Below are 17,196 nucleotides of genomic sequence, written 5' to 3'. Positions count from 1 at the left end.
TTCCCATTCCAAATCAGGGCCACCATTAATTACCTTAACTAAAAACTATGAAAAGAAGAAAATTTATCCGTCAATCCACCTATGCACTGGGGGCAATAGGAGTACTAGGAACAGCTGCCTGTGGGAACAGTACGCGTAAAAATAATGAGGAGAAAAGCACAGCTTCCCACGGAACAGGATCTGATCTGCCATTCAAAATATCATTGGCGGAGTGGTCTTTGCACAATGCACTTTTTGCAGAAGAGATCGATAATCTGGATTTTGCCCGCATCACCCGCGAAGAGTTTGATATTGATGCCATAGAGTACGTGAATGCTTTCTTTTTTGAAAAAGCCAAAGACAAGGATTATTTGAACGAGCTTAATAAGCGCGCCGATGATTATGGCGTTTATCAAAACCTGATTATGATTGATCGGGAAGGTGGTATGGCCAGCCTGGATGACAAAGAGCGGACACAGGCTATTGAAAATCACAAGAAATGGGTAGAAGCAGCAAAACATCTGGGATGCGGTTCTATTCGAGTCAATGCCTATGGTCAAGGAACCCCGGATGAAGTAAAAGCAGCAGCCGTGGATGGTCTGGGACGATTAGCTGAATTTGCAAAACCATTTGACATGAACATCATCGTTGAAAATCACGGGGGTATTTCATCCAATGGCGCCTGGTTGGCTGATGTGATGAAACAGATTGATATGGACAATTGTGGCACATTGCCTGACTTCGGTAACTTTTGCATAGATCGTGGAGAAGGTGGGTGTAAAGAAGAGTATGACCGGTATCAAGGAGTTAAAGAATTAATGCCTTATGCCAAAGCAGTATCTGCAAAAACGCATGATTTTGATTCGAATGGTAATGAAATTCATACCGATTATGATAAAATGATGGATATTGTTCTCGATGCCGGTTACCACAGCTGGGTGGGGATTGAATATGAGGGAAATGAGGACGATGAATATACTGGGATCCGTAAAAGCAAGGCATTATTGGAGCGAATTCAACAGGAGAAAATGTAACCCGGCTGCCCTCACCACTGGTCGAGTTAAAGGATCCGTTTTGGAATAATCAGGAAATCCGGTTGTGGGTCAAACGAGATGATTTGATACACCCTATTGTTTCCGGTAATAAATACCGTAAACTAGCTTTTTTAATGCCTGAATTGGCGAATAATGGGTATGAGGGCGTTCTTTCGTTTGGTGGCCCTAATTCCAATCACGCCCATGCACTGGCCTGGATGTGCCGGTGTTATGGTGTTCCACTGACTCTTATGATCCGATCCTCGGTATCACATCCACAGAGTGCGACGCTCGAGGATGTTCGGACGTGGGGTGCAGAAGTTCGGACGATCCCACCAAAACAATATCGCGAGAAGGATACTATCCCCATGATGAGAGCATGGCGTGCACGATACCCGGGTTACCTGATTATTCCCGAAGGTGGAAGTCATCCCAAATCCCTGCTTGGATTCAAAAGCATGATGGAGGAGGTCAGAGAAGTATTGCCTAAACCGGATTTGTTCATTTGTCCGGTAGGAACCGGTGCAACTATGGCCGGGATGATAAAATACAAGAGAGATCGCGAACAGGTTCTTGGTGTTTCAGCGCTGAAGTCATCGACCCTTTTTAAGGATTTGAATGCTCGATGGAAATTAGATCGATTTCAAGGATGGACTTTGGCTGAACAGTGGCATTTTGGAGGCTACGGGAAGACACCATCATCTTTGCTGAAATTTGTGAAATGGTTTGAGGAGGTTTATTCGATCCGTCTGGATCCGATATATTCCGGGAAGGCCATGTTTGCTTTCTTTGAATATGTCAAATATCAATTGATTCCACCTGGAAGTCAAGTCGTGTTTTTACACACAGGAGGTCTTCAGGGATGGCGAGGGATTGCTGGTCAATAGCGCCAGCGATATTCTCGATCAAGATTCATCAACATTCTTACCGGGCGATGGAGTTCTTTACTCATCTCCATCGGTGGGCCCGAATGAATCTAACAATGACTGGACAGGTGCTCAGGATTGGCGATTGAAGATATCATCCAATACCTTTCTGCGGTATTCAAATATCCCTTTCAATTGGTTTCGGATAAACAGCTCATTGGCGATTGTGCCGAGAAATCCAAATGGCGGCTGGTAGGTTACAATGTCGTCCATGCGGACGCCCCCAGCGGTCTCTGCAAGAAAGTGCTGATGGTGCCAGAAGGCATAAGGACCTGATCGTTGGACATCAATGAAAAATTTATGCTCTTCTACATGGGTGATCTCGGTCAACCAGGTCAAGGGTATGCCCAACAAGGGTTTGACCTTGTATTGAATGATCATCCCCGGGTACATGGTTGAGGGCAAATCTGGGGTCTGGATGTCAAATCCCATGTGCTTGGGTGTGATCTTCGCCAGATTGGCCGGAGTTGCGATGAACTGCCATACCTCCTCACGGGGAGCGCGAATTATCTGTGATTCTTTGAACTGAAAAATGGCCATACGTTTCAATAATTTATTTTTTTCCGATGTGCCGACCTGCCTTCATTCCTGAGAAAATGCACCCACCCAGAAAAGTACCTTCCAGGGCCCGGTACCCATGATATCCCCCGCCACCAAACCCGGAAGCTTCCCCGGCAGCATAGAGGCCGCTCAGAACTGTGCCATTTTTTTGTAAAACCTGACCATCGAGATTGGTTTCTATACCTCCGAGTGTCTTTCGGGTTAAAATATGGAGTCGAACGGCAATTAATGGGCCATTTTTAGGATCCAAAATTTTATGTGGTTTTGCGGTTCGGAATAATTTGTCACCTAAAAAGTTTCTGGTTCCCCGCAGATAGGTCACTTGGAGATCCTTCGAGTATTTATGATCCATTTGCTGGTCGCGGGCACTAATTTGGTCGCGGACATGGTCGAGATTGAGCAGTGAGTTGCCTGCGAGGTTGTTCATTCCTGTTACCAAGTCCTCAATGCGGTCTGCGACAACAAAATCTACCCCTCGTTTTTTAAAAGCTTCTACAGGCCCGGTGGCTTTGGAGCCAAATGCTCTTTTTAGTAAAAGTTTATAATCCCTGTTGGTTAGATCGGGATTTTGTTCCGAACCAGACAGAGCAAACTCTTTCTTGATAATACTTTGTGTAAGTATAAACCAGGAATAATCATGGCCGGATTTCCGGATGTGTTCCAAAGTCCCCAGCGTGTCAAATCCAGGCAAGTAGGGTGGGGGTAGCCGTTGTCCAGTGGCCGTAAACCACAAAGAAGAAGGTCCTGGTAATATCCGAATCCCATGGTTTGACCAGATCGGGTCATAGTTTTTTATGCCTTCCGTGTAATGCCACATTCGGTCCCGGTTGATCACGTTCGCTCCGGCCAATTCGGCCACCCCGATCATCTTGCCATCCACGTAATCCGGGACGCCACTTACCATACTCTTAGGCGGAGTCCCCAGTCTTGTTGGCCAGTTTTTTCGCACCAATTCCAGATTGGCACCGATGCCTCCGGAGCTAACTACAATGTCTGGTGCCTGAAACTCAAACGATCCGATTACCTGTCGGTTCGTAGCTTGGCCTCTGACCTCGGTCGCTGGTGCCAGGAGATGGCCTTGAACTCCGGATATTTTCAGACCATTGTCAACCAGGTTAGTGACCTGATGGCGAAACTTCATCCGGAGTAATCCATTTTTCTGGGCTGCGTACGCCTTTTTGATAAATGGCTTGATAATACCCGTTCCGGTGCCCCAGGGAATGTGAAATCGAGGAACCGAATTGCCATGACCAGTTGCTGTGCCATCGCCTCGTTCTGCCCAACTGACCACTGGGAAAAAGGATATCCCCAAATCACGGACATATTGGTATTTTGGACCTGCGGCAAACTCTAGGTACGCTTCAGCCCATTTGCGGGGCCAATGATCTTCTTTCCGGTCAAACCCCGCGGTACCCATCCAATCTTGCCGGGCTAGTGAAAGGCTGTCCTTAATGCCCATCCTACGCTGCAAGGGCGAATTGATAAAAAATAACCCTCCCAAAGACCAGAAAGCCTGCCCCCCCAGGTTCTGCTCTGATTCCTGATCGAGGAGTAACACCTTCTTTCCCTTTTTGACAATTTCCAGGGCTGCCGTGAGTCCGGCAATACCAGCTCCAATAATAATAGCGTGGGGATGAAAATCAGATGGCATGGTCGTGTGTGTTGTCCGCTGTCTAATTTGCATTAATTTTCCCGTAATCCATTATTATTTTCCCTTGAGGTTAAATTTTTTTTGTTCGTTTATTTTTGTTTAAGTATATTGCAATATAATTGAACAAACATGTATTCAATTTCTGATCTTGAAAGAATTAGTGGTGTTAAAGCACATACGATCCGGATGTGGGAGAAACGGTATGCCTTGTTGCATCCCAAACGAACCAAAGGAAATCACCGGTTGTATTCTGACCATGACCTGATGAAATTGCTCAATGTCGAGCAGTTGGTTTCAAAAGGATATAAAATCTCTAAAATCGCCGGCTGGGACTGGAGTCAGATAAAATCCAAAGTGAAGGGACTATTGGTGGTAAAGCAAGAACCCCTACGGGAGGTGGCTTATTATAATAATCAGTGGCTGCAATCCGCTTTGAATTATGACGAAGAAAAATTTAATGCTATTTATGCGCAGTTGCGTTCCCGCATGTCATTTATCGCTCTGTGGTCCGATTACCTTGTTCCTGCCTTTGAGCACATGGGACAGTTGTGGATGACCGAAGTTATCGCTCCGGTTGAAGAACATTTTTTCTCACAATTGGTACGCAGGAAGATTTTAGTAGAGACGGAGGAGCTCCCCTTGCCTGAGAACACAACATGTAAGGTGCTTCTTTTCCTTCCACCGGATGAATACCATGAATTGGGGTTGTTGGTTTCAGAGCATTTGTTGCGTATGCAAGGCATAGGAACTATTAACCTGGGCGCCGATATTCCGTTGGATAACCTTAAAAAATTATTAGTGGATCAAGAAATAGGGATCCTGATGACCTTCATCCATGGGATTAAAATGAATAGCACATTTCTGGAATACGTAAAGACGTTGGGTCATCAAGACAAAGAAATCGTGTTCAACGGTCGGCTGAATGTAGAAGACGCTGAAATTATTGGACAGTGTGAACATGCGAGCCACCAGTCCACGATTGATCAGTTCAAAGAATATATCAAGAATCATTCAAAACTACAATCATGATGGATGTCTAGACACATAACATTCTACCCTGTGACCGAACCTCCTCGTGATGTCGTACCCTTTGTGCACCTCAAATTCATAATGTTATGAAACAAAAAGTATGTGTCATTGGAGCTGGCTTCTCCGGATTGGTTTCTGCCGGGGTACTGGCTAAGGAAGGATTTGAAGTTTCTCTTTATGAAAAGAATTTATTTTTAGGTGGTCGGGCAAGTAGTATGAACATCGAAGGGTTTCATTTTGATAAAGGGCCCAGCTGGTATTGGATGCCGGAAGTTTACGATCAGGCATTTCACCGGATGGGCGTGAAAAGATCCGATTATTATTCTTTGACTCGACTGGATCCTGGATTTCGGGTTTATTTTGACAAACTGGATTATGTGGATATCCCGGATGATTACAATGAACTTCGCGATTTGTTTGAAAACATGGAGTCGGGCGGGGCGGTGGCTCTGGATCGGTTTATGAAGGAAGCCCGGGAAAAGTATACCCTGGGGGTCAACGGAATGGCGCGGATGCCTTCGGTTTCCTGGATGGAGTTTCTTTCGCCGGCATTGTGGAAGTCCGCCATGAAAATGGATCTCTTTTCTTCGGTAGCCGATCACGTGCAAAAGCGATTTAAGAATGAGCGAATTCGAAAGATCATGGAATTTCCCGTGTTGTTTTTAGGGGCTTCTGCGTCCAGAATCCCAGCCTTGTATACCATGATGAACTACGCCGGAATGTGTCTGGGGACCTATTATCCATCCGGTGGGTTTGCCGGCGTAGTGAAAGGCTTCGAAGATGTGGTGAAAGATTTGGGGGTAGAAATTTATGCCGGAACAGCGGTAACAGGATTTGAAACCAATCGCGATTCAGTGACACGTATTGTACTGGAAGGCAAGCAAGGAGTAGAAACTGACTTTGTGGTGGGTTCGGCCGATTATGCCCACATCGACACGTTGTTGGCATCAAAAAAGCGAAATTATAAAAGTGATTACTGGAAAAAGAAAGTTTTTGCGCCCTCAGCGCTGTTGTATTATGTAGGGATTAACAAAAAAATGGAAGATATTGAACATCATAATTTGTTTTTTCACGCCCCTTTTGATAAACACATAGACACTATTTATTCCCATCCATCCTGGCCCGACGATCCCCTTTTCTATGTGTGCTGCCCGAGTAAGACCGATGAGGGGGTAGCTCCGGTAGGACATGAGAATTTGTTTTTTTTAATTCCCATTGCCACGGGCCTGGAAGATAGTGAGGAGATCAGGGAGCACTATTTTTCAATGATTATTTCGCGATTTGAAGAAGTCACGGGTGAAAATATAAAAGAACACATCGTGGTGAAAAAATCGTATGGTTTGGATGATTTCAAACAAGAATACAATGCGTATGGCGGAAATGCCTATGGACTCGCCAATACCCTCCGTCAGACCGCGGTACTGAAGCCCTCTATTCGTCATCGCAAACTTCACAATCTTTTTTATGCCGGCCAATTGACGGTTCCTGGTCCGGGCGTACCCCCGGCGCTTATTTCAGGTGAAATTGTTGCGGATTATATCATAAAGAACTACCAACTAAAAAATGGAGCCCTATGAAAGAAACCTATGATCATATATCCAGGATATGTAGTCACACTATTCTGAAAAATTACAGCACCAGTTTTTCGCTGGGAACCCGGATTTTCCCCAGGACAGAACGTACTGCCATCACCTGTATTTATGGATTTGTCCGTTTGGCTGATGAGATTGTTGATACTTTTCACGACTACCCACAGGGCGATCTGTTCAAAGAGTTTAAGCAGGACACCTGGAAGGCACTGGAACGAAGGATAAGTACTAATCCTGTGCTACAGGCTTTTCAGGAGGTGGTCCACCAATACAGAATTCGCCCAGAACACATTGCAGCTTTTTTGTCCAGTATGGAGGCTGATCTGACGGTTCATACCCATGATCGGAGTTCTTACGATAACTACATCTTTGGATCTGCGGAGGTGGTTGGATTGATGTGCCTTCACGTTTTTGTAAAAGGTGATGATGCAAAGTTCGACGAACTGGAACGATCGGCTCGGAAACTGGGGTCGGCATTTCAAAAAGTCAATTTCCTCCGGGATGTACGGGAAGATAATATGACATTGGATCGGCAATATTTTCCCGGGCTCGAGTATGGAGAGTGGATGACCGAATCGGTAAAACGCCAGATTGAAAATGAGATTAATCAGGAATTTCAAGAGGCATTGGAAGGGATTCGTCATCTTAGAGGAAGAGTCCGGCTGGGGGTTTGGGTGGCCTACGTGTACTACCGGCGTTTGTTGTATAAGATCCAGAAGGTTGACCCTCAGGATCTGAGAAGCAGACGGATACGGGTCTCCAATCCGGTAAAATTTGTACTTTTATTTTGGACGACGGTCCGCTTTTATCTTAATATAAAGTAATACACCTATGATACTTTCACTCCTTGTTGTTATCCTTACATTTGCGGCCATGGAAGTCGTTGCCTGGGCGACACATAAATACCTCATGCATGGTTTCCTCTGGTTTTTACACATCGATCATCATCAGCCAGAGCCACACTATCGGTTTCAACGGAATGATGCGTTCTTTTTAATCTTCGCACTGCCGGCTCTGGTCCTGCTTTACTTAGGACGGGAACATTGGATGACAGATCTTCGGTTTGCTATCGGAGTGGGGATTACCTTATATGGCATTGCGTACTTTCTGGTTCATGATGTGATGATTCATGGACGGTTTGTGTGGTTCAAAAACGTAGATCATCCGTATTTTAAAGCCATTCGAAAAGCACATCACGCCCATCATCGACATCGGGGTAAGGAAGATGGAGAAAGTTTTGGTATGTTGTGGGCACCTATGAAGTATTTCAGAACATCTAAAAAATCTTCATCATAACGGATTCATTCATCTATTGGTCAGTAAATTTGGGCGCACTGTCGATCCCGTTGATATTTACTTTTCATCCCCGTCTGCGCTTTGACCGCGAATGGAAATATGCCCTTCCTGCGATCGTTCTCGTAGCCATTCCATTTATTCTGTGGGATGCTTACTTCACCCGGATTGGTATATGGGGATTCAATGACAGATATCTCTCAGGTGGAAGCTTGCTGGGGCTTCCATGGGAAGAGGTGGCATTTTTTATATGTATCCCTTATGCCTGTTTATATACTTACCATTGTTTTCGTATATTTTTCGGGGAAGGTTTATGGGGGCCACCCTGGAGAATTCACTGGTTAATTCCTTTGGTATGTATTTTCTTCCTTGGTATGGGCTGGGATGGTTGGTACACCCGATGGACAGCTATTTCGCTGCTTGTGTTTTATCTTTTCCACTTGTTGGTGTGGCGTTCGACCTATCTTAATCTTTTTCTGATGACCTATGCGGTTTTGCTGATCCCTTTTTTGATCACGAACGGGATATTGACGGGCACAGGCATTGAAGGTGAAGTCGTGTGGTACAATCCACATGAACACCTGGGGTTGCGTATATTGACCATACCGGTCGAAGATGTATTCTATGGCTTATTAATGGTGCTGGCGAGTATTACAATATGGGAAAAATGGCGGGCAGTAGATAAAACAGACTTTCGATTATAGTTTATAGTCGGTAGTCATGGGAAAACCGATCCAGCTAGTAGTGCTCCGCAGGTGTTTTATGCACAAAACGTCGGTTCATAGTCCACGGTTTCCGATCTAGGAATCCATTTTTTTATCTTTTTTACCTACATTTAGAAATGAATATCGTTGACTATGAGACAATTTTTTGCCCGGATCGCTTCCTCATTTAGTGATATTAAAAGCCAGATTGCTTTTTATCCGACGATCCTCACCTTTGCCGGACTTGTCCTGGCACTTTTTATGAAGGTGGTGGAAACCACGGGGATCTCACAAAGTATGGTCGAATTGATGCCACAGGTTGCCATCAAAAGTGGTGATACCGCCCGCACCATCATGAGTGTCTGTATTGGAGGGTTGATCTCGATGATGGTTTTTAGCTTCTCAATGGTGATGATGATATTGAATCAGGCTTCCAACAACTATTCACCGCGTCTTTTACCCGGCTTGATTTCCGATAAAGTACATCAGATCATTTTAGGACTGTACATGGGCACGATCATGTACAGTATATTCACTTTATTTTCCATAGAACCGAGTGATCAGGAATATTCCCTACCTGGCTTATCGATTTTGATCGGGATTGGTTTAACCATTTTTTGCCTGGCCTTATTTATTTATTTTATCCACAATGTTTCTCAAAGCATTCAAATCAATAACATCCTGGATCGGATTTTTGATACCGCTTATGATCGTTTAATGGATCTGATCGAACAAGAAAGAGAAGCAAATATTCCTGAAAATTTTCCCAATACAAAGAACTGGTATCACTACTCGGTCAAAGCGCCAGGGTATTTTCAGAATATTCTGGTGAATAACACCATGGAATTAGCTGCCAAGAAAGGAACACTACTGTACATATCCCGCCCAAAAGGTTTTTTTGTTCCTGAAAAAATGCCCTTTATTTGGTCCCGGGAGGAATTGGATGAGCACACCGTGAATGATTTTTTGTCTAATATAAACTTTGCGCGCGGAGAAATCATTGAAACAAATTACATCCTGGCTTTTAAACAAATCACAGAAGTGGCTGTCAAAGCGATGTCACCCGGTATTAACGATCCCGGAACTGCTATCAACGCTATTGATTATTTGACGGAATTGTTTGCGTTGCGATTGAAAAAAATGGATCGGAACCTGTACGGGCAGTCAGGGACCACCTATCTTAAAGTGGCCAGTATCTCCTTTAGCGAACTGATGTATTTTACCATGGCGTCGCTGCGAACGTATTGCTGTGGCGATCCCCTCGTGGTCCAGCGACTGATTGTAATGTTGAAGTACCTGAATCGACAGGAAATGGTTGATAGCCGGTATCGGGAAGTCGTAAAAAATGAATTGAAGGCACTGGTGGATCAGGCCAATGTGACGCTTCAGTCCGAAACTGATTTGAAAAAGATAAATGCCATTGCTTTTCCTGAATTGAATATTGATCCCGATTTTCCGACTTAGTATGATACGTTTTACCGGCCACGGTTTATGTTAAGTTGACCTTGTTTGATGAAATTTTGTCAATCCTTGATATTCTTTTGCATCTGGTCAAACAGTGTGTATTTTTAGAGCTTTATATTCGATTGAACCTGTAAATAAGAACGCTGTGGCCCACAATTTAAACAACCGTTTTTCTCTTTTATGTCAAACGACGATGAGTTATCTGCCATGGGTGTGGATCGCTGTGGTTTTGGGATGTCAAGCAGACCCTGTGTCCGATCCCGATTCGATGAACGTCGAACAATCTCTGGTTTTTCCACTACAAGGGGATCATGTTCATGGTCCTACCTTGGCGGTATTGCCCAATGGAGATGTATTGGCTGCCTGGTTTCAAGGCTCGGGGGAACGATGGGCTGATGATGTCCGGATCATGGGTGCCCGAAAAGAAGCCGGGGATACCACCTGGTCCGCTCCTTTTCTGATGGCTGATGTGGATGGATACCCGGACATCAACCCGGTTCTATATCTGGATCCGCAGGATACCTTGTGGTTGTTTTGGTACCCGGTATTGGCGAATCAATGGGAAAGCTCTATCCCGATGTACCGCAAAAGCACGAATTACGAAGGATCCGGAGCTCCGACATGGGACTGGCAGGACATTCTATTGGTAAAACCCGGTGACAAAACGGAACGGGGTATTCAGGCCGGGGATCGGTTTGTTCGGGAAGTTCAGAAGCAACTGGATGCTTATGAGTCCTATGCCCGGGAAGAATTGGTCTCGGGGTACACCAGTGAAGAGCAGGAACAATATTGGTCTTTTTGGGAGCAATATGCGCGTAAGGTCGATAGCCTGGCCCGGGGCGAGAATATGATTCGCAAAGGCCGGATCTATGAAGGCGACACCTACACCAGCACACCACTGGGATATCCGTTGGCACGACGTATTGGTTGGCAAACAAAAAACAAACCCGTTATGGTCGATGGACGTCTGATTCTGCCGTTGTATTCCGATGGGTTTGATGCTTCTTTATTCGCGTTGACTGCGGATGGTGGCCGCACCTGGTCTTTCAGCAATCCCGTGTTGGGTGGCGCCGGCATACAAGCTACCATTATGAAAAAAAGCAACGGTGGATTGGTGGCTTTTCTCCGGGATAATGGTCCGCCACCAAAGCGGATACAACGGACTGAATCACACGATGGAGGGATGACCTGGAGCATTGCACGTGATACAGATTTGCCAAATTCCGGCGCCGGCTTTGATGGGGTTACGCTGGAGAATGGCGACTGGGTCTTAGCCTACAATGATCTGGAGGACGGCCGGTACGATCTCACCATCGCACTTTCTAAGGATGAAGGTGCAACCTGGGTACACAAGAAGGTCCTGGAACACGACGATCGGGGCAATGAAATAGGAACTTCTTTTCATTATCCCTCTATTATCCAGGACGATAACGGCCGGATTCATGTCATCTACAGCTACCATATGAAAGATGGAAGTAATCCGTCAAAATCGATTAAATATGCTTCCTTACCGGTGGAATGGGTTTATTGATTATTTAATTGTTGATTGTGGATTGTGGTTTGGGAAAGAAGAAATCCGTTTCTTTTGCAATAAGATAAAATCTTAGAAGGTCCTTGCCAACCGACAACTGCTATTTGCCTACCGCAAGCGGCCAACTTCAAACCATCAAAAATTCACCACTTCGTCCGCCGCAGCTTTCTTTGATCGACGAAGCTGTGCGTAGACAATAGCGAAAGCGGATCCACTATTAATAATCAATTTTCGGTTTCACGGCCCGTTCGACCAATGCCATCCCCTGATCAGCCGCCAATGCAAGGACGGCAGCCGGAATAGCTCCCCGCAGGATCATCTGATGGTCATTCAGCGTAATACCCGTGATAATTGATTCTCCCAACCCGCCGGCCCCGATAAATGCAGCCAGGGTCGCTGTCCCTATATTTATAATCAATGCGGTCCGGATACCGGCCATGATGACATCCATGGCCAATGGAAGCCGGACTTCACGCAGGATTTGCCATCGCGTCATCCCCATACCCTGTGCAGCTTCTATGAGCAATGGGTCGGTCGTCCGTAGTCCAGTGTACGTGTTTCTCAAGATAGGGAGCAGTGCATATAGAAATAGCGCAATGACCGCCGGGGTAAATCCGATCCCAAACAATGGGATCATAAACCCGAGCAAAGCCAGGCTCGGAATCGTTTGTAATATGCCTGTGACAGAAAGCGCAAAACCAGCCGCTCTTTTCTTATTGCTCAAGTAGATGGCGAGGGGTACGGCAAGCAATATCGCCAGGAATGTAGCGATAAAGGTCAATTGAATGTGCTCCAGTAGTTGGCGTACCACCGGATAGCGCGCTGTCAATCCGGCTTGTTCTTGTGCCAACCCCTGTTCATTTAAAAAATCAAAGGCAACCGTTGCCAGCGGGATCCGATCCACTTCATAACGATAGTTTAAAGCCTGCATTTTTTTTTCATCCAGCGTGCCGGCCAGTTGATTGAGTATACGAATAACTTCTGGATGTTGTTCTGCGAATTCTTTTCGGTATATGGGAACCGCATCGTAGGGCGGGAAGAATTGCCTGTCATCCTCCAAAAGATGGAATTCGTATTTTTGGAGCTTCCCATCTGTACTGTATGCATCGGTGACATCGATTTGATTTGATGCCAACGCCTGGTAGGCCAGCCCATGATCAATACCACGTGGTGTTTCCAACTGGAGGTTGTAATATTTATTGAGTCCGGGAAATCCATCTTTCCGTTTGAGGAACTCATTACTAAATCCATATTTAAGATCATTTCTTCCTTTGAGATCTGAAATGGATTGTAGACCAGATTCAGCGTTTGCAATGAGTGCGTAGGAATTACTGAATCCAAATGATTTACCCAGGTTCATGTCGTATTCCGCTTCAAGTTGCTGCTCAATGGTATGGATCGATGAATCCGATTTGTTATTTACCGCTTTATGACTGGTCTCCTGGTGAAGAATAGCTGTGATAATAGTTCCCGTATATTCGGGGTAAACATCCACTTCATTCGTATGTAGAGCTTCGAAACAAATCAGGGTACCCCCTAATCCAAACCGGCGTTCCACTTTGAAATCCGAGTTTTGTTCGATGGCCTGCGCCATGATTTCCCCCAACAACCTGGATTCCCCATGCATTTTTGATCCGATGGATACCGTTTGGCCTTGTAAGAAAACTAAGGAAAACATTCCAAGCAGGATGAACAGACCTTTATTCCTCATACCCGGTCTTTATAAATTCGGTGACGAATTCGTTGGCTGGTTGACTTCGGATTTCGTCAGGTGTACCATGTTGAATTTTTCGGCCTTTGTGCAATATGAGGACTTTATCACCCAGGCTGAAAGCTTCGCGTATGTGATGGGTCACAAAAACATTCGTGATGTTTAGGTTTTTCTTAAGGTACAGAACTTCCTTGCGGAGGTCTGAACGGGTCATGGGATCCAAAGAGGAAAAAGGTTCGTCGTACAACATGGCTTTGGGGCGCGCTGCCAGAGCTCTGGCAATACCTACGCGCTGTTGCTGTCCTCCACTGAGCTGACTGGGATAGCGGTCTGCGAAGTGCCCCGATGGTAGTTGCATTAATTGAAGCAATTCATCAATCCGTTTCTGGATTTTTTCGGACGGCCAGTTGAGCAGTCGTGGAACGAGACCAATGTTCTTACGAATGGTCCAGTGGGGGAACAAAGCGGGTTGTTGCAATACGTATCCGATTTGCCGCCGCAATTCGATTGGCACAAAGGATTCGATATTTTTTCCATCGAAGATAATCTGTCCTTTCGACGGTAAGAGAAGCTGATTGATCATTTTTAATAATGTGCTCTTCCCGCTTCCACTCATTCCGATGATGCACAGTGTTTCCCCTTCTTTGATGGTAAAGGATACCTGGTCCAGGGCAATGGTCTGACCGAAATTCTTTGATATGTTAATTACTTGGATGATATCGCAGGTGGTCATTTTTGTAAATACTATGTCAATATAAAGATTATTTTTTGAGCTTGCATTTTTTGTCTAACTTTAATCGCCGGGTCCGATACTTTTAAGAGAACAAATGCCAGGCTCGAACCAAAATTAATCTACAATTTTATAATTCTATCCTATGATGTATTTTCTGATTTTAGTGGTGATTGTAGTTCTGCTGATCGCCTGGGGTGTGAGTATATACAACCGGCTTGTAAAGAACCGGAACATGATGGAAGAAGCCTACAGCGGCATGGATGTTCAGCTTAAAAAACGGCATGATCTCATCCCCAACCTGGTTAATACTGTAAAGGGCTACGCGACACACGAACAAGAAACTTTTGAAAAAGTCATGGAAGCACGTTCAAAGGCGATGAGTGGAATCAACCGGGACCCTGGAAAAGCAGGAAAATCTGCGGAGACGCAGAGTGAGCTTTCATCTGCCCTGGGACGATTATTTGCTGTGGCGGAGAATTATCCGGAACTGAAAGCAGATGCCAACTTTCGAGAATTACAGCATCAATTGACCGCCATAGAAGGTGACATTGAAAAATCACGACGATATTATAATGCCACTGTTCGTGACAATAACATCGCCATCGAATCATTTCCTTCCAATATCATCGCCGGAATGGGTGGCTTTCAACACGGGGTGTTTTTTGAAATGGAAGATCCCACGAACCGCGAACTTCCTGAAGTTAATTTTTAATTTATGCGGTGCTTCTTTTTTCTCATCTTTGGGTTGCTGACGGGGTGGGTACAGGGTCAGGAGGCCATTCTGGATTATCAGGTGGATATCTCGATATATTCTGACAGTCAGATAGAAGTGACCGAGACGATCAAAGTACGGTCAGCGGGGTATAAGATAAAGCATGGTATTTTTAGAACCATTCCAACCATCCGTCCGGATAAATCGGGACGGAATGAGCCGGCACCCATCGAAATTATCAGCGTTCAGCGCGATGGTCAAAAAGAGAAATACCATCTGGAAAAAAGTCGGAAGAATATGGTAATTTATATAGGGAGCGAGGACATCGTTTTGGATGCTGCCATCTACACCTATAAATTAAAGTATCGTGCAGACAATCAAATTGGTTATTTTGATGAATACGACGAATTGTATTGGAATGCCATCGGTCATGACTGGGTCTTTCCGGTCAACAATTATTCAGTGACCGTTCGGTTGCCGGATGGGGCCGGGTTCCTTCAGGGATCGTGTTATACAGGGTATGCCGGCAGTACTTCTTCGGATTGTGATTTGTACGCAACATCGGACGATCAGGTGGTGAACAGCACCGGGAATAATGCCTTGCAGCCGGGGCAAGGATTTACGATAGCTGTAGCCTGGCCCAAGGGATTTGTTACAGAACAGACGAAGCGACCGTATGAGATTTCATGGATCAATATTTTACTCTATCTGCTGGGCTTGGTGGTCTTTTTGTATTATGCATACACGCTTTGGGTGAAGGTGGGTGTAGATCCGCCGGAAGTACCGGTGGTTCCGGATTGGCATCCCCCGAAGGCTCTGAGTCCGGCAGAGAACAGCTATATATATCACCGGAGTATCACCAATGAAGCAGTGACTGCAGCGCTGGTAAATGCAGCCATAAAAGGCGTGATTCGCATAGAGAATAAAAAGAAAAAATTTACTTTTCATCGACTGACCGAATCTGATAATCTGGAGCTGGAGGAAAAATCTCTAGTGGATAGCTTGCTACCGCCGGGAAAAGAAACTTTTGTCTTAAAAAGCAGTTCTTATTCGCGCTATCAATCTGCGAAATTAAATTTTATGCAGTCGCTAAAGCGGAAACTAAATATAACAGATTATTACCGGCAAAACTGGACGCAGGGCATGAAGGCACTCGTGTTGATGGCCGTTGTCACCACCTTGACTTTGACCGTGGGGATGTATCCCTTGTTGCCGAATATATATTATTCTGCAATGGTGACTTTTCTCCTTTTGATGGTTGCTTTTGTGATGTTGTCTTTTTTATTTCGGATTATGAAATGGTATAAATGGTTAATTGTTATTCCGGCTTGGGGGGTGATGACCGGTGCTCTGGTGTTGATTTATTCCCAGGTTTTGTTTTTTACGACCAGCTATATTTTGGTTGCGGTGATTATAGGACTTGCGTTGGCATTAACCGGTTTTTTCAATTATTTGATTTACGCACCCACTCCGGATGGCCAGAAAATGAGGGCTGAAATTAAAGGGTTTCGGCTGTATTTAGATAAGTCCGAAAAGTCCATGTTGGAATTTTTTACACCGCCTGAAAAGACCCCTGAATTATTTGAGAAAATGTTGCCATTTGCGATTGCGCTGGGCGTCGAAAATAGATGGGGGAAGAAATTCAAACAGGTATTGGATGATGCCATAGAGAAAGGAACCTATGCCCCGGTGTGGTATGCAGGGAATATTCATCAAATCAATTCTTTGCATTCGAATTTTCAATCCTCCGTCACGTCCGCAGCACCCAAGTCTTCCAGTGGAAGCGGGGGAGGCGGGTTTTCCGGTGGCGGCGGTGGCGGCGGTGGCGGTGGCGGATGGTAGAGAAAGCATAAAACCACCAAGCTGAAGCTCGAAGCATTAGGCTGAAAGCTCAAAGCATTAGGCTCAAAGCTCAAAGCAAGGAAGCTCAAAGCCATAAGCTCAAAGCTCAAAGCAAGGAAGCTCAAAGTCCCAGGCTTAAACCAAGGAAGCAAGGATGCCCAATGCAGGAGAGCCCAAAGCTCAGCGGTAGGAGGTTGTCCAAAAAATCCCAGACGTTTGTAATAAACTCCTTTCAAACGCTGACAGGTCAGCCTTTGCAATATGATTCGATTATTGTATGGATAACAAATGATGTTTCAAAAGGTAATTTTCACCAAGACGCTCGTATGTTTACCCCAAGTTGAAAAAGAGCTAATATAATGTTAGATTCTGATTTTTATAAACAGGAAAGAAAGCATGGGATTAGCAACAAGACGAAGATAGCAATTTATGCATAT

15 protein-coding genes are annotated in these 17,196 nt (G+C 45.1%); 11 read left to right on the top strand and 4 right to left on the bottom strand.

What is annotated here, in order from left to right:
* Nucleotides 1-47 precede the first annotated feature (47 nt).
* Together KUV50_RS18785 and KUV50_RS18780 are read left to right on the top strand one after the other, a co-directional pair.
* Nucleotides 48-1,013: a sugar phosphate isomerase/epimerase family protein gene (locus KUV50_RS18785; protein ID WP_222581754.1), complete on the top strand. Its 966-nt coding sequence runs from the start codon at nucleotides 48-50 to the stop codon at nucleotides 1,011-1,013.
* Nucleotides 980-1,900: a 1-aminocyclopropane-1-carboxylate deaminase/D-cysteine desulfhydrase gene (locus tag KUV50_RS18780; protein WP_222581772.1), complete on the top strand. Its 921-nt coding sequence runs from the start codon at nucleotides 980-982 to the stop codon at nucleotides 1,898-1,900. Before KUV50_RS18785 ends, KUV50_RS18780 begins: the two co-directional genes overlap by 34 nt.
* A gap of 111 nt (nucleotides 1,901-2,011) precedes the next feature.
* Here KUV50_RS18780 and KUV50_RS18775 read toward each other — a convergent pair whose 3' ends face one another.
* Together KUV50_RS18775 and KUV50_RS18770 are read right to left on the bottom strand one after the other, a co-directional pair.
* A complete protein-coding gene (locus KUV50_RS18775; protein ID WP_222581753.1) occupies nucleotides 2,012-2,479 on the bottom strand; it encodes an SRPBCC family protein in 468 nt (155 codons plus the stop codon).
* 13 nt (nucleotides 2,480-2,492) lie between these two features.
* On the bottom strand, nucleotides 2,493-4,151 hold the full coding sequence (locus tag KUV50_RS18770) for an FAD-binding dehydrogenase (protein WP_410000071.1): 1,659 nt from the start codon (nucleotides 4,149-4,151) through the stop codon (nucleotides 2,493-2,495).
* Nucleotides 4,152-4,280: 129 nt separating this feature from the next.
* On the opposite strand from KUV50_RS18770, the gene KUV50_RS18765 reads away from it, so the two are divergent.
* The 7 genes from KUV50_RS18765 (at nucleotide 4,281) to KUV50_RS18735 (ending at nucleotide 11,761) form a co-directional block, all read left to right on the top strand.
* A complete protein-coding gene (locus KUV50_RS18765) occupies nucleotides 4,281-5,180 on the top strand; it encodes a MerR family transcriptional regulator (RefSeq protein ID WP_222581751.1) in 900 nt (299 codons plus the stop codon).
* Nucleotides 5,181-5,266: 86 nt separating this feature from the next.
* On the top strand, nucleotides 5,267-6,757 hold the full coding sequence (locus tag KUV50_RS18760) for a phytoene desaturase family protein (protein WP_222581750.1): 1,491 nt from the start codon (nucleotides 5,267-5,269) through the stop codon (nucleotides 6,755-6,757).
* The gene (locus tag KUV50_RS18755; RefSeq protein WP_222581749.1) at nucleotides 6,754-7,593 is read left to right on the top strand and encodes a phytoene/squalene synthase family protein; all 840 of its coding nucleotides are present in this window, start codon (nucleotides 6,754-6,756) and stop codon (nucleotides 7,591-7,593) included. The genes KUV50_RS18760 and KUV50_RS18755 overlap by 4 nt, the downstream gene beginning before the upstream one ends.
* A gap of 7 nt (nucleotides 7,594-7,600) precedes the next feature.
* On the top strand, nucleotides 7,601-8,065 hold the full coding sequence (locus KUV50_RS18750; protein ID WP_222581748.1) for a fatty acid hydroxylase: 465 nt from the start codon (nucleotides 7,601-7,603) through the stop codon (nucleotides 8,063-8,065).
* Nucleotides 8,053-8,766, top strand: coding sequence for a lycopene cyclase domain-containing protein (locus KUV50_RS19625; protein ID WP_315900001.1), 714 nt, complete (start codon nucleotides 8,053-8,055; stop codon nucleotides 8,764-8,766). Before KUV50_RS18750 ends, KUV50_RS19625 begins: the two co-directional genes overlap by 13 nt.
* A gap of 153 nt (nucleotides 8,767-8,919) precedes the next feature.
* Nucleotides 8,920-10,230 carry a DUF2254 domain-containing protein gene (locus KUV50_RS18740; RefSeq protein WP_222581746.1) on the top strand — a complete coding sequence of 437 codons (1,311 nt, stop codon included), beginning with the start codon at nucleotides 8,920-8,922 and terminating at the stop codon, nucleotides 10,228-10,230.
* 145 nt (nucleotides 10,231-10,375) lie between these two features.
* Nucleotides 10,376-11,761 (top strand): sialidase family protein, encoded by a 1,386-nt coding sequence (locus KUV50_RS18735; protein WP_222581745.1) that lies wholly within the window; start codon nucleotides 10,376-10,378, stop codon nucleotides 11,759-11,761.
* Between the two features lie 217 nt (nucleotides 11,762-11,978).
* On the opposite strand, the gene KUV50_RS19520 is transcribed toward KUV50_RS18735, so the two are convergent.
* Nucleotides 11,979-13,472 carry a glycine betaine ABC transporter substrate-binding protein gene (locus KUV50_RS19520; protein ID WP_261395436.1) on the bottom strand — a complete coding sequence of 498 codons (1,494 nt, stop codon included), beginning with the start codon at nucleotides 13,470-13,472 and terminating at the stop codon, nucleotides 11,979-11,981.
* Nucleotides 13,462-14,190, bottom strand: a complete 729-nt coding sequence (locus KUV50_RS18725) for an ATP-binding cassette domain-containing protein (protein WP_410000070.1) — start codon at nucleotides 14,188-14,190, stop codon at nucleotides 13,462-13,464. The genes KUV50_RS19520 and KUV50_RS18725 overlap by 11 nt, the downstream gene beginning before the upstream one ends.
* Before the next feature lie 157 nt (nucleotides 14,191-14,347).
* Here KUV50_RS18725 and KUV50_RS18720 point away from each other — a divergent pair, with 157 nt between their 5' ends.
* On the top strand, nucleotides 14,348-14,917 hold the full coding sequence (locus KUV50_RS18720) for a LemA family protein (RefSeq protein ID WP_222581743.1): 570 nt from the start codon (nucleotides 14,348-14,350) through the stop codon (nucleotides 14,915-14,917).
* Nucleotides 14,918-14,920: 3 nt separating this feature from the next.
* Nucleotides 14,921-16,759, top strand: a complete 1,839-nt coding sequence (locus tag KUV50_RS18715) for a DUF2207 domain-containing protein (protein WP_222581742.1) — start codon at nucleotides 14,921-14,923, stop codon at nucleotides 16,757-16,759.
* Nucleotides 16,760-17,196 lie beyond the last annotated feature (437 nt).

The sequence above is a fragment of the Membranihabitans marinus genome, from assembly GCF_019802045.1.
Classification (GTDB): domain Bacteria; phylum Bacteroidota; class Bacteroidia; order Chitinophagales; family Saprospiraceae; genus Membranihabitans; species Membranihabitans marinus_A.
Note: the sequence above shows the minus strand (reverse complement) of the source record. Positions and strands in the feature narration are given on the sequence as shown.

Bases quoted from the DNA above. Each gene is read 5' to 3' on its own strand.
- KUV50_RS18770 (WP_410000071.1), bottom strand. From the start codon at position 4,151: ATGCCATCTGATTTTCATCCCCACGCTATTATTATTGGAGCTGGTATT.
- KUV50_RS18765 (WP_222581751.1), top strand. From the start codon at position 4,281: ATGTATTCAATTTCTGATCTTGAAAGAATTAGTGGTGTTAAAGCACAT.
- KUV50_RS18755 (WP_222581749.1), top strand. From the start codon at position 6,754: ATGAAAGAAACCTATGATCATATATCCAGGATATGTAGTCACACTATT.
- KUV50_RS18720 (WP_222581743.1), top strand. From the start codon at position 14,348: ATGATGTATTTTCTGATTTTAGTGGTGATTGTAGTTCTGCTGATCGCC.
- KUV50_RS18785 (WP_222581754.1), top strand. From the start codon at position 48: ATGAAAAGAAGAAAATTTATCCGTCAATCCACCTATGCACTGGGGGCA.
- KUV50_RS18715 (WP_222581742.1), top strand. From the start codon at position 14,921: ATGCGGTGCTTCTTTTTTCTCATCTTTGGGTTGCTGACGGGGTGGGTA.
- KUV50_RS18760 (WP_222581750.1), top strand. From the start codon at position 5,267: ATGAAACAAAAAGTATGTGTCATTGGAGCTGGCTTCTCCGGATTGGTT.
- KUV50_RS18775 (WP_222581753.1), bottom strand. From the start codon at position 2,479: ATGGCCATTTTTCAGTTCAAAGAATCACAGATAATTCGCGCTCCCCGT.
- KUV50_RS18750 (WP_222581748.1), top strand. From the start codon at position 7,601: ATGATACTTTCACTCCTTGTTGTTATCCTTACATTTGCGGCCATGGAA.
- KUV50_RS19520 (WP_261395436.1), bottom strand. From the start codon at position 13,472: ATGAGGAATAAAGGTCTGTTCATCCTGCTTGGAATGTTTTCCTTAGTT.
- KUV50_RS18740 (WP_222581746.1), top strand. From the start codon at position 8,920: ATGAGACAATTTTTTGCCCGGATCGCTTCCTCATTTAGTGATATTAAA.